Consider the following 12593-nt stretch of genomic DNA (forward strand, 5'->3'; position numbering starts at 1 on the left):
AGTTAACTCCGTCCCTGCTGTGCCCCCTTAAAAAATCCATCACACAAGCTTCTTCGCTTTCACCGTATTCGCAAAGTGTTCCTTCGTAAAATGATTAAGACTTTCCTCTCCCATTGAGCGGATCAGTCTGGCAGCAGCCTGATCGACTTTAGCGCCGGCTCCCTTAGGAAGGGTGAAACCTGCCTCTTCACTAAGCTGGTCCATCGCTTTAATGAACGCATACCGGGCGATAATTGAGGCAGCTGCAACAGCCAGATGAATACCTTCAGCTTTCGTGCTGAAATATACTTTTTCTCTGTAAATCGCTTTTTCTCCGCTTACATGACGGAAGTACACTTTTTCTTCAGCAAACTGATCAATCAGGATACATTCAGGTCTCACAGGAGCGATTTTTTTGTTCAAATGGATAATTGCCTGATTATGAAGAACCGCTTTGATTTTTCCCTGCGTCCAGCCCTGCTGCTGCTTTGAATTATATTTTTCATTAGGAAGTGTGAGAAGGCTGTAAGGAATGGTATGGATCAGATCTTTAGCAATTTTTACGATCGTTTCATCTGTTAAATGTTTAGAATCTTTCACGCCAAGTTCCTTTAATAAAGGAATCTGCTCTTTTGATACATAAGCAGCCACAACTGTTATTGGACCAAAATAATCACCTGTTCCCACTTCATCTGTTCCGATAATCGACATATTTGCAATACCTTCAGGAAGAACCTTATTTGAAGGGGAAGAAACCTTTTTTGCTTTCTGCTCAGGACTGCCCCATTTTACGGCCTCCTGTTCCCCGGTCTGACCCTGGAATAAAACCTTTCCTGACTTATACGCAGTAATGGCGTAACCCGGTCCTTTGGCTGAAAATAATGCCCCTGCTGGAGGGTTAGGTTTTAAAAATTGCTGATAATGTAGTTTCATGTCGCGTATCTTCGAAATTGGTAAAGTCAGTACTGCATTCGCCATAGATTTCTCCTTTATATATGTTGGATTTGAGTCGCCAGCATTCTATAGTGACGGTATTTGTAAATAAAATCAACTTTTCTTTTCATCTGTAAATTCTACATGTTATGATAGTGATTAGGATTCTTGAGAATGGGGGCAGCTGCGTTGTCTAACAATCATAAAAATCGCACAAGCGTTGACATCTATGGACAATCTTACTCCATCGTAGGCAGTGAGTCCACGTCTCACATCAGACTTGTTGCTTCAATGGTAGATGATAAAATGAGAGAGATCAGTTCGGTTAACCCCGCACTGGATACGTCAAAGCTTGCTGTGCTGACAGCTGTGAATGCAGTACATGATTATTTAAAGTTAAAAGAAGAAATGGAAGAACTCGAGAAAGAATTAAAAAAATTAAGGGATTGAATGATGGATGCTAGATTTGGTACTGTTTATTTTGCTTGTGGCCGGTTTCCTTATTGGATTGCGCCGGGGTTTTATTTTACAATTGATTCATATGATCGGCTTTATTATTTCATTTTTCCTTGCTTACCGGTACTATGGGGAGCTGGCTCCGAAATTAGTACTCTGGGTGCCGTATCCTGCATTTGATACTGATTCACAGCTTGCGCTGATTGCGGAGTCTGTCAATCTTGAAGATGCTTACTATCGAATCATTGCTTTTGCGATCATCTTCTTTGCTGCTAAAATTGTTATGCAGCTGATCGGATCAATGTTTGATTCTGTTGCCCAGTTTCCAATGCTGCGTCCGCTGAATGTGATTGGCGGAGGACTGCTTGGTTTTATTGAGATGTATATTGTCTTATTTGTACTTATCTATATTGCTGCGATGATCCCGATGGCAATCGTCCAGAATACATTGGAAGGTTCCTGGATTGCGGCATTTATTCTTGAACATACACCCGTGTTTTCAGAACAAGTAAAAGACTGGTGGCTGGAAACGCGTTCGTCATCATCTTAACCATTTAGAAAGCCCGGAATTCCACCTCGCGGATTCCGGGCTTTTTAACGAAAGGAAGCGTTCAGAGTGAATAAAAAAGATGTGATTAAATTACTTGAGAAGATTGCAGTATATATGGAACTGAAAGGTGAGAATCCTTTTAAAATCAGCGCATTCAGAAAAGCTGCGCAGGCAGTAGAAACAGATCAGAGAAGCTTATCACAAATCGATGACTTCACAGCGCTGAAAGGCGTAGGAAAAGGAACAGCAGCGGTTATCAAGGAATATGTGGAAACAGGAGAGTCTGAAACGCTTACTTCACTGAAAAAAGAAGTGCCTGAAGGATTAATTCCCTTATTAAAGCTGCCGGGGCTTGGCGGTAAAAAAATTGCCCGTCTGTATCAGGAGCTTGGTGTTGAGTCCATCGACAACCTGAAGGCAGCGTGTGAGGAAGGAAAAGTGCAGGCTTTATCAGGTTTTGGTGCGAAGACTGAAGAAAAAATTCTCGCAGCCGTTGAGAATGCAGGGAGCCGTCCGGAACGCCTGCCGATCGCAACTGTATTGCCAATTGCAGAAGAAATCGATTTGCTGCTTGGGGGCATCAATGAAATCATCCGTTATTCAAGAGCAGGCAGTCTCAGGAGAACGGCTGAAACTGTGAAAGACCTCGATTATATTGCATCAACTGAAGAACCGGAAAAAGTAAGAGAACAGATTCTTCAGGTGGAAGGATTAAAGGAAGTCATCTCAAGCGGCGATACGAAAGTGTCAATTGTTCTTGAGCGGGGTGTGGATATTTCCATTGATATCAGACTGATAGAAGATAAGGCTTTTCCTTCAACGCTGCATCATTTTACTGGATCTAAAGATCATAATGTCAGGCTACGGCAGATTGCAAAAGAGCGCGGGGAAAAGATCAGTGAGTACGGTGTGGAAAATAATGATACAGGTGAAGTAAGAACGTTCGAAACGGAAGAAGAATTCTTCAAATACTTTGATCTTGAATATCTGTCGCCTGAACTGCGTGAAAATGGACGCGAAGTTGAAAAGCATAAAGAAGCAGCATCACTGATTTCCCTTGAAGATATTAAAGGGGACCTGCACATGCACACGACCTGGAGTGACGGGGCTTACTCACTTGAGGAAATGATTGAAGCATGTATTAAAAAAGGATACGATTACATGGCGATCACTGACCACTCTTTTTATCTGAAAGTGGCAAACGGCCTGTCAGCGGAGCGGTTAAGAAAACAGATGCAGGAGATCAGGGAGCTCAATAAAAAGTATCCTGAAATTGAAGTGCTTGCCGGGATCGAAATGGATATCCTGCCTGATGGGTCACTTGACTATGAAGACGATCTGTTAGCAGAGCTCGATATTGTTATTGCTTCTATTCACTCATCATTTTCGCAGTCACAGGAAAAGATTATGGAGCGACTTGAGACAGCACTACTTAATCCGCACGTTGATTTTATTGCGCATCCTACAGGGCGGATTGTCGGTGAGCGTAAGGGATATGAACCGGATATCGATCAGCTGATCAAAAGGGCTGCTGAAACAAATACGGGCCTTGAACTGAATGCTAATCCGTACAGATTTGATTTAAACCATGAGCACGTGGCAAAAGCCCAGGAGATGGGTGTGCCGATTTTTATCAATACAGATGCCCACGATCAGGCTCATCTGGAGTTTATGGATCTTGGTGTTAAAGTGGGGCGTAAAGGCTGGTTGAAAAAAGAGTCAGTAATGAATGCACTGACTTTTGAAGAACTGTCAAAATTCCTAAAACGCCACGAGTAAGGAGAGAAAGCTGTTGAATAAATCAATTAAAACGCTTGAATTTAATAAAATTAAAAGCCTCGTGATGGAACACGCAGCATCATCACTTGGTTCGATGAGAATAGAAAAAATGGAGCCTTCTTTTTCACTTGAAGAAGTGACAAGACTTCAGGATGAAACAGATGAAGCGGCAACGATATTAAGATTGAAGGGCGGTATGCCGCTTGGCGGGATATTTGATATCAGGCCGCATATTAAGCGTTCACAAATCGGCGGGATGCTCAGTGCAGCAGAATTGATACAGGTTGCAAGCACGATCAGAGCCGGTAAACATATCAGAAACTTTGTTGATGATATGCATGAGGAGCGGGAAATTTCAATTCCGATTATTACTGAAAAAAAAGAAATGCTCGCTGTGCTGACACCGTTAGAGCATCAGATATTTGATTCAATTGACGAAAGCGGAGAAGTACATGATTCAGCCAGTACAGAACTGCGTGCGATCCGTCAGCGAATCAGAACGAGTGAAAGCAGAGTGAGGGAAAAGCTTGAAAGTGCAATCCGTTCAAAAAATGCTGCAACAATGCTTTCAGATGCAGTCATCACGATCCGTAATGACCGCTACGTGATTCCGGTTAAACAGGAGTACAGAAGTCATTACGGCGGGATTGTCCACGACCAGTCATCTTCCGGACAGACATTATTTATTGAGCCGGCTTCTATTGTTCAATTTAACAATCAACTTCGTGAGCAGCGCCTGAAAGAGCAGGAGGAAATCGAAAAAATCCTGATTGCACTGTCACTTGAAGTACAGCAGGAAGCTGATAATCTGCTTTTGACAGTAGATATTCTGGCTGATCTTGACTTTATGTTTTCTAAAGCCAAATATGGACGAACAATTAAGGCTACAAAGCCTGAAGTAAACGACCAGGGAATCATCAAGCTGATCAAAGCAAGACATCCACTGCTGCCGACAGATGAAGCAGTAGCAAATGATATTTACCTCGGAGAAGAGTTCTCTACGATTGTTATTACCGGCCCGAACACCGGGGGTAAAACAGTTACGTTAAAAACGATTGGACTATGCACGTTAATGGCACAGGCCGGTCTGCCGATTCCTGTTCTGGATGGGTCAAAAATTGCTGTATTCCAGTCTATTCATGCAGATATAGGCGATGAACAGTCAATAGAACAGAGTCTGAGTACATTCTCTTCTCACATGGTGAATATTGTAGAAATTTTAAAGCAGGCTGACAGTGAGAGCTTAGTGCTGTTTGATGAGCTTGGTGCAGGTACAGATCCTCAGGAGGGGGCTGCCCTTGCGATTTCTATATTGGATGAAGTGCATGGGATCGGTGCGAGGGTTGTAGCAACGACTCACTATCCGGAATTAAAAGCATATGGGTATAACCGCGACGGCGTGATAAATGCGAGCGTTGAATTTGACGTGGAAACGCTCAGTCCGACTTACCGACTGCTGATCGGAGTCCCGGGACGCAGTAATGCATTTGATATTTCAAAAAGACTTGGACTGAGCGATCATGTGATTGAACATGCAAAATCATTTGTCGGCACAGACAGTAAGGCTGTCGAAGCGATGATTGCCTCTCTTGAAACGAGCCGAAGAGGTGCTGAAACAGATTACGAAGAAGCTCAGGATCTGCTGAGAGATGCTGAGAAGATTCACCGTGACATGCAAAAACAAATGGCTGAGTACTACAGTAAAAAAGATGACATGATTGAAAAAGCCAAATTAAAGGCACAGGAAATTGTGGAGAAGTCAAAAGCTGAAGCAGAACAGGTGATGTCCGAACTGCGCCAGTTGAGGTTTGAAAAACAGGCTGATGTAAAAGAGCATGAATTAATCGATGCGAGAAAGAGACTCGATGATGCTGCACCAAAATCTTCAGCAAAGAAAAAGCAGCAAAAAGCAAAATCTGAAAGAACGCTTCAGCCGGGAGACGAAGTGAACGTACTGAGCTTTGGCCAGAAGGGGACCCTCATTAAGAAGACAGACGAAAAAGAATGGGCTGTACAAATGGGAATTCTTAAAATGAAAGTTCACGAGAAGGATCTCGAATTTATTAAGGGTGAGAAAAAACCGGACCCGAAGCCGCTTGCAACCGTTAAAGGAAAAGACTTTCATGTGAGCCTTGAACTCGACCTCAGAGGAGAGCGCTTTGAAAACGCACTACTGAGGGTGGATAAGTACATTGATGACGCGCTGCTCGCCGGATATCCACGGGTATCAATTATTCACGGCAAAGGTACTGGTGCATTACGTTCAGGCGTTCAGGAAAAATTGAAAAATCACCGTTCAGTGAAAAAAGTAAGACTCGGAGAAGACGGTGAGGGAGGCAGCGGTGTAACCGTTGTGGAATTCAAATAATGGGGCAGAAGGTGAGCGGAATGGAAGGCTTCTGGCAGCATCCGCTAATTGAAACAGCGGGCTATTTCAGCGTGGTAGTAGTGTGTATGATTGTATTTTTATCCATATTTGAACTTGTAACCAAGTATAAAAACTGGGAAGAAATTAAAAATGGAAACCTATCTGTTGCAATGGCGACCGGAGGAAAAATCTTTGGTATCGCAAATATTTTTCAAAGCTCAATCAGTCAGCATGATACATTATTTACAATGATGGGCTGGGGAATATTCGGTTTTATCCTGCTGCTGGTAGCTTATTTTGTATTTGAATTTCTCACACCGGGATTTAAAGTGGATGAAGAAATCAAATCAGATAACAGAGCAGTTGGCCTTATCTCCATGCTGATTTCAATTGGATTATCATTTGTGATCGGAGCAAGTATAAATTAAGGAGTAGAAACATGGAAAACTTAATCAAAATCCTCATCGTCTGCTGTGTTATTTTTATGATCATTGGGGTTGTGTATTTAGTAACTTTATAGTGTGTATAATGGTTTGATTGGAATTTTTTTGTTATATAACCGGGAAGTTACCTATAATAAAGTATTAATTATAAATGAGTTAAGGGTAACGGAGCGGAAGGCGGTGACTCCGGGACGATTAGAGGGATAGCTGAGACCCCACAGCGCAAAGCGCGAGGAGGCTTGGGATGGGGCCAAAAAACGGCCCACGTCCGGAAAGCACCGCCTGCAGCGAAGTGAACCGGTCTAGGGCAGGCGCGCTTTCAAAAGCAATATCTTTTCATAAATTTTTAAAGGCACTCTGTGTCTTTTTTCTTATAATAAAATTGTAACCGTTTTCTATTTAGATTATAATAAAACCAGAAATGAGAATTTTCTAATTATTTTATCCTAAATAAGGAGGTTTTAAGATGACATCACAGCCGTGGCTGAAGCTTTACCCCGATTCAATTCCAACACACCTGGAATATGAACCGAAACCAGTACACGCATATTTAACAGAGGCTGCAAAAAATTATCCTGAGAAAATCGCCGTTCACTTTATGGGGAAGGAGTTTACATTCAAGGAAATGTACGACTCATCTCTTAAAATGGCAAAATACCTTCAGGACATTGGTATTCAAAAGGGTGATCGTGTAGCCATCATGCTACCGAACATGCCCGCATCTGTCATTGCGTATTACGGAATTTTATACGCGGGTGCTGTAGTCGTTCAGACAAATCCGCTATATACTGAGCGGGAACTTGAGTACCAGATGAAGGACTCAGGCGCTAAAGCAATTATATCTATGGACATTTTATTCCCGCGCATTTCAAAAGTATTTAATAATACTGACCTTGAACACATTATTATTTCTGCTATTAAAGATTTTTTGCCGTTTCCAAAGAACCTGATTTATCCTTACATCCAGAAAAAACAATATGGATTAACAGTAAAAGTTGAGCATGCAGGCAGCAACCATCTGCTGACTGAAATACTTAAGACAGCTTCACCTGATCCGGATATCCCGCCGCTTGATTTTGAAGAAGATATTGCGATACTTCAATACACAGGAGGTACAACAGGCTTTCCAAAAGGCGTGATGCTGACTCACAGAAATCTCATTTCTAATGCGTCAATGTGCGATGCCTGGCTGTACAAAAATAAAAAAGGCGAAGAATCGATTATGGGGATTCTGCCGTTTTTCCATGTATATGGTATGACAACAGTTATGATTCTATCCGTCATGCAGGGGTATAAGATGATTCTATTACCGAAGTTTGATGTAGATACAGCAATTAAAACGATTCATAAACAAAAACCTACTATCTTCCCTGGGGCTCCTACAATTTATATCGGTATTTTAAATCATCCTGATCTGAAAAAGTATGATTTAACATCGGTGCAATCGTGTATCAGCGGTTCGGCACCGCTGCCTGTTGAAGTGCAGGAGGAATTTGAAAAAGTAACAGGTGGTAAGCTGGTAGAAGGATACGGTTTGACCGAGTCTTCACCTGTCACGCATTCGAACTTTATCTGGGATGCTAAGCGGATCAAAGGAAGCATAGGGGTGCCATGGCCGGATACTGAATCTAAAATCATCTCAATGGATAATGGGGAAGAACTTCCTCCGGGTGAAGTTGGAGAGATTATTGTTAAAGGCCCTCAGGTGATGAAGGGGTATTGGCATCAGCCTGAAGAAACGGCCGCAATTTTAAAGGATGGCTGGCTGTATACCGGAGATCTTGGCTATATGGATGAAGAAGGTTATTTCTATGTGGTTGATCGTAAGAAAGACATGATCATTGCCGGAGGATTTAATATTTATCCGCGTGAGATTGAAGAAGTGATGTATGAGCATCCTGCAGTACAGGAAGTAGTAGCTGTCGGTGTTCCGGATGCATACCGCGGGGAGACAGTGAAGCTATTTGTTGTACTGAAACAGAACCAGAAAGTAACAGAAGAAGAGCTTGATGAATTTGCGAGAAAGCATATGGCAGCTTATAAAGTGCCAAGAATCTATGAGTTCCGTGAAGAGCTGCCAAAAACAGCTGTCGGTAAAATTCTGAGAAGAAAGCTTGTAGAGGAAGAAAGAGAAAAGCAGCAGCAAAAACATTCGTCATAGTCCGGGTTTTTTCTTGACGAAGTAAAGTTTTCTTAGTAAGATGAAAATATGAATGACTATTCATTCATATTTTCGTCTTTTTTATATGTGATTGAAGGGTGATGACCAATGAAGAAAGATAAACCGAAATACAAATTAATTATTGATGCTGCCGTAGTGGTCATTGCTGAGAACGGCTACCATCATGCGCAAGTTTCCAAGATTGCCAAGCAGGCTGGCGTTGCAGACGGCACAATCTATTTATATTTTAAGAACAAAGAAGATATTCTCATTTCACTTTTTGAAGAAAAGATGGGGCAATTTGTTCAGAAAATCAGAAATAAGATGTCAGGTACAGATGACGCGGTGGATCAGCTTAAGGTACTGGTGGAAAGCCATTTCCAAATGCTTGCGGATGATCACCATTTAGCCATTGTAACACAGCTGGAGCTCAGGCAGTCTAATAAAGATATCAGAATGAGAATTAATAAAGTACTGAAGGAATATCTGGTCCTTATCGATGATGTCCTGCAGCGCGGCGTTGATAGCGGTTCGCTTTCTGAAGACCTCGATATAAGATTGGCAAGACAGATGGTATTTGGTACGATTGATGAGGTGGCAACAAGCTGGGTCATTAGCGACCAGAAGTATTCAATTACTGAACTGTCACCAGGTGTACATAGGCTATTAGTTAAAGGATTATGCAAATGAAGGGGAGATCACAATGAGCTTCTTAAAATGGGAGAATGACCAGTATATATCTACTGCGGTCATTAACAGGCCGCCGGCAAATGCACTTGCAAGCGACTTGATCATGGAAGTGAACGGCTGGCTTGATGCTGTAGAGCAAGATGAAAATGTCCGTGTTCTGCTGATCCACGGCGAAGGCCGATTCTTCTCAGCAGGCGCAGATATTAAGGAATTCACTCAGGTTGAGTCAGGAGCTGAGTTCTCAAAACTTGCAGCGAGAGGTCAAAAAGTTTTCGAAAGAATGGAAGCGTTCTCAAAGCCGATTATTGCTTCTATTCACGGTGCAGCTCTTGGCGGCGGTCTGGAACTTGCGATGGGTTGTCATATCCGTTATGTCAGTGAGACTGCAAAACTTGGCCTTCCGGAACTGCAGCTAGGTCTTGTACCAGGCTTTGCAGGATCACAGCGTCTTCCACGGTTTGTCGGATTCGCAAAAGCAGCGGAAATGCTGCTATCAAGTGACCCGATTACCGGTGAAGAAGCAGTTCAGTGGGGATTGGCGAATAAAGCTTTTCCTGAGGATGAGGTGCTCGAAAAATCGAAAGCGCTTGCATCAAAACTCGCTGGCAAAAGTCCTGTATCAGTTAAAGCGGCACTTGAACTTCTTCAGTACTCCAAAACTGGAGATTTTCATGAAGGTGTAGTAAGAGAAGCTGACATTTTTGGAGAAGTATTCGTTTCAGAAGATGCTAAAGAAGGAATCAGCGCATTTATTGAAAAAAGACAGCCTGAATTTAAGGGCCGTTAATCACTTAATAAACAGGAGGAAATATACATGAATATTTATGTGCTAATGAAGAGAACGTTTGACACAGAGGAAAAAATTTCTGTCTCAGGTGGAAAAATTGCAGAGGATGGCGCAGAGTTCATCATTAACCCTTACGATGAGTACGCAATTGAAGAAGCTATTCAGCTAAAAGACGCACACGGCGGTGAAGTAACTGTCGTATCAGTTGGCGATGAAGAAACAGAAAAACAACTGCGTACAGCACTTGCAATGGGCGCTGACAAAGCAGTCTTAATTAACATTGAAGATGATGTTGATATGACAGATGAATTTTCAATTGCAAAAATCCTTTCTGAATATCTAAAGGATAAAGACGCGGATCTGATTATCGGAGGTAACGTTGCGATTGACGGCGGATCAGGACAGGTTGCACCACGTGTAGCTGATTACCTGAACATTCCTTACGTAACAACGATTACAAGCATCAAAATAGATGGAGAAAAGGTAGAAATCGTGCGCGATGTTGAAGGTGATTCAGAAACAATTGAAACGTCTCTTCCACTGCTCGTAACTGCACAGCAGGGACTGAATGATCCTCGTTATCCTTCACTGCCTGGTATTATGAAAGCGAAGAAAAAGCCGCTTGATGAAATTGAGCTTGATGACCTTAATCTTGAAGAAGACGATGTAGAACCTAAAACAGAAACGGTTGAGATTTATCTGCCACCGGCAAAAGAAGCAGGACGTATTCTTGAAGGTGAAGTGGATGATCAGGTAAAAGAACTTGTTCAACTTCTTCGTACTGAAGCAAAAGTAGTCTAACTCTATAACTATTCAGGAGGTATAACCGATGAGCAAAAAAGTACTTGTATTAGCAGAAACAAGAGAAGGTTCACTTAGAAACGTATCATTCGAGGCAATTGCAGCGGGTAAAATGATTGCTGACGGCGGAGAAGTGATCAGCGTATTAATCGGAAACGGAATCACAGATGTGGTCAATGAACTGGTTGCTTACGGCGCAGATCGTGTGATTACAGTTGAGGATGCAAAGCTTGAGCAATACTCTTCAGATGGCTTTTCTCAGGCACTCCTTGCAGTGATTGAACAGGAAAACCCTGAAGGAATTGTCATGGGACACACTTCATTAGGTAAAGATCTGTCACCAAAGCTTGCGAGCAGACTAAACAGCGGTCTTGTATCGGATGTAACAGCAATTGAAGCAGATGGAGATTCACCAAAGTTTATCCGCCCAATTTACAGTGGTAAAGCTTTTGAGAAAAAAGTTATCAAGGATGGCCTTACTTTCATTACGATCCGTCCGAATAACATCCCGGCTCTTGAAAAAGAAGATGGTCGCTCAGGTGACGTATCATCTGTAAGCGTTGACATTACAGACCTTCGCACAATTATAAAAGAGGTAGTCAGAAAAGCAACGGACGGTGTGGATCTGTCAGAAGCGAAAGTAATCGTTGCAGGCGGCCGCGGTGTGAAGAGTGAAGACGGTTTTAAACCATTAAAAGAACTTGCTGATCTGCTTGGTGGTGCAGTAGGTGCATCACGTGGTGCATGTGACGCGGATTACTGTGACTACTCACTTCAGATTGGACAGACTGGTAAAGTTGTAACACCTGATCTTTATATTGCATGCGGAATTTCAGGTGCGATTCAGCATATGGCAGGTATGTCTAATTCTAAAGTGATCGTTGCCATCAACAAAGATCCTGAAGCGAACATCTTCAAAGTAGCTGACTACGGAATTGTCGGCGACCTGTTTGATGTCGTACCGCTTCTGATTGAAGAGTTCAAAAAAGTTAAAGTATCATAATTAGCTGAGTAACTCGTAGATAAATTTTATTTCTATATATATCTAAGTGCAGCGGAGCGTAAGGCGGCGACTCCGGGACGAATAGAGGGAAGCTGAGACCCCGCAGGCGCTTGCGCCGAGGAGGCTCAGCAACCTCCGTCCGGAAAGCGTCCGCCTGAAGTGAAGCGAAACGATTGTAAGAGCCTGACACTCGTCTTAGGCTCTTTTTAATTCTCAAGCAAAAACGTGGAAATACATAATACTCCCTGCTATACTTCAACTATATTCGTATTCAACAAGGAGGAATTTCACATGGCAATTGCACACGCAACTGATCAAACATTCGCTACTGAAACACAAGAAGGTTTAGTACTGGCAGATTTCTGGGCTACATGGTGCGGACCTTGTAAAATGATTGCACCTGTTCTTGAAGAGCTAGATACAGATATGGGTGACAAAGTTAAAATTGTTAAGCTTGATGTGGACGAAAACCAGGAAACAGCAAGCAAATACGGTGTAATGAGTATCCCTACGCTTGTTGTCTTCAAAGATGGAGAGATTGTTGACAAGGTAGTAGGTTTCCAGCCGAAAGAAGCACTTGAAGAATTGCTTAACAAACACGCATAATGATAAAGCCGGGCCTTGTGCCCGGCTTTTATTTTGA

The 12593-nt window shown here is 42.5% G+C and carries 12 protein-coding genes; 11 read left to right on the forward strand and 1 reads right to left on the reverse strand.

Features of this window, described 5'->3' with window-relative positions; all coding sequences use genetic code 11:
* Positions 1-39: 39 nt before the first annotated feature.
* Positions 40-957 (reverse strand): ribonuclease HIII, encoded by a 918-nt coding sequence (rnhC, locus tag KP77_RS01435; protein WP_041120957.1) that lies wholly within the window; start codon positions 955-957, stop codon positions 40-42.
* 144 nt (positions 958-1101) lie between these two features.
* Between rnhC and zapA the strand changes: the two genes are divergently transcribed.
* The 11 genes from zapA to trxA all read left to right on the forward strand — a co-directional run bounded on the left by zapA (position 1102) and on the right by trxA (position 12556).
* On the forward strand, positions 1102-1362 hold the full coding sequence (zapA, locus tag KP77_RS01440) for a cell division protein ZapA (RefSeq protein WP_041121199.1): 261 nt from the start codon (positions 1102-1104) through the stop codon (positions 1360-1362).
* 7 nt (positions 1363-1369) lie between these two features.
* Positions 1370-1918 carry a CvpA family protein gene (locus KP77_RS01445; RefSeq protein WP_041120958.1) on the forward strand — a complete coding sequence of 183 codons (549 nt, stop codon included), beginning with the start codon at positions 1370-1372 and terminating at the stop codon, positions 1916-1918.
* A gap of 66 nt (positions 1919-1984) precedes the next feature.
* Positions 1985-3697, forward strand: a complete 1713-nt coding sequence (gene polX, locus KP77_RS01450; protein WP_041120959.1) for a DNA polymerase/3'-5' exonuclease PolX — start codon at positions 1985-1987, stop codon at positions 3695-3697.
* Between the two features lie 10 nt (positions 3698-3707).
* Positions 3708-6065 (forward strand): endonuclease MutS2, encoded by a 2358-nt coding sequence (locus tag KP77_RS01455; RefSeq protein ID WP_041120960.1) that lies wholly within the window; start codon positions 3708-3710, stop codon positions 6063-6065.
* Positions 6066-6085: 20 nt separating this feature from the next.
* Positions 6086-6493: a DUF350 domain-containing protein gene (locus KP77_RS01460; RefSeq protein WP_041121200.1), complete on the forward strand. Its 408-nt coding sequence runs from the start codon at positions 6086-6088 to the stop codon at positions 6491-6493.
* 481 nt (positions 6494-6974) lie between these two features.
* Positions 6975-8669, forward strand: a complete 1695-nt coding sequence (locus tag KP77_RS01465; protein WP_041120961.1) for a long-chain-fatty-acid--CoA ligase — start codon at positions 6975-6977, stop codon at positions 8667-8669.
* 108 nt (positions 8670-8777) lie between these two features.
* Entirely contained in the window at positions 8778-9359 is a 582-nt protein-coding gene (locus KP77_RS01470) for a TetR/AcrR family transcriptional regulator (protein WP_041120962.1), read from the forward strand.
* 13 nt (positions 9360-9372) lie between these two features.
* Positions 9373-10146, forward strand: a complete 774-nt coding sequence (locus KP77_RS01475) for an enoyl-CoA hydratase (RefSeq protein WP_041120963.1) — start codon at positions 9373-9375, stop codon at positions 10144-10146.
* A 27-nt stretch (positions 10147-10173) separates the two neighbouring features.
* A complete protein-coding gene (locus KP77_RS01480) occupies positions 10174-10947 on the forward strand; it encodes an electron transfer flavoprotein subunit beta/FixA family protein (protein WP_041120964.1) in 774 nt (257 codons plus the stop codon).
* A 28-nt stretch (positions 10948-10975) separates the two neighbouring features.
* Complete coding sequence (locus tag KP77_RS01485; protein WP_041120965.1) at positions 10976-11950, forward strand: electron transfer flavoprotein subunit alpha/FixB family protein; 975 nt, start codon at positions 10976-10978, stop codon at positions 11948-11950.
* Positions 11951-12241: 291 nt separating this feature from the next.
* Positions 12242-12556 carry a thioredoxin gene (gene trxA / locus KP77_RS01490; RefSeq protein ID WP_041120966.1) on the forward strand — a complete coding sequence of 105 codons (315 nt, stop codon included), beginning with the start codon at positions 12242-12244 and terminating at the stop codon, positions 12554-12556.
* Positions 12557-12593: the final 37 nt, after the last annotated feature.

It is taken from the genome of Jeotgalibacillus alimentarius (assembly GCF_000829445.1).
In the GTDB taxonomy this organism is placed as follows: Bacteria; Bacillota; Bacilli; order Bacillales; family Jeotgalibacillaceae; genus Jeotgalibacillus; species Jeotgalibacillus alimentarius.

Coding starts and splice junctions, on each gene's coding strand:
- rnhC (WP_041120957.1), bottom strand. CDS start 957: ATGGCGAATGCAGTACTGACTTTACCAATTTCGAAGATACGCGACATG.
- KP77_RS01445 (WP_041120958.1), top strand. CDS start 1,370: ATGCTAGATTTGGTACTGTTTATTTTGCTTGTGGCCGGTTTCCTTATT.
- KP77_RS01460 (WP_041121200.1), top strand. CDS start 6,086: ATGGAAGGCTTCTGGCAGCATCCGCTAATTGAAACAGCGGGCTATTTC.
- KP77_RS01465 (WP_041120961.1), top strand. CDS start 6,975: ATGACATCACAGCCGTGGCTGAAGCTTTACCCCGATTCAATTCCAACA.
- KP77_RS01470 (WP_041120962.1), top strand. CDS start 8,778: ATGAAGAAAGATAAACCGAAATACAAATTAATTATTGATGCTGCCGTA.
- KP77_RS01475 (WP_041120963.1), top strand. CDS start 9,373: ATGAGCTTCTTAAAATGGGAGAATGACCAGTATATATCTACTGCGGTC.
- KP77_RS01480 (WP_041120964.1), top strand. CDS start 10,174: ATGAATATTTATGTGCTAATGAAGAGAACGTTTGACACAGAGGAAAAA.
- KP77_RS01485 (WP_041120965.1), top strand. CDS start 10,976: ATGAGCAAAAAAGTACTTGTATTAGCAGAAACAAGAGAAGGTTCACTT.
- trxA (WP_041120966.1), top strand. CDS start 12,242: ATGGCAATTGCACACGCAACTGATCAAACATTCGCTACTGAAACACAA.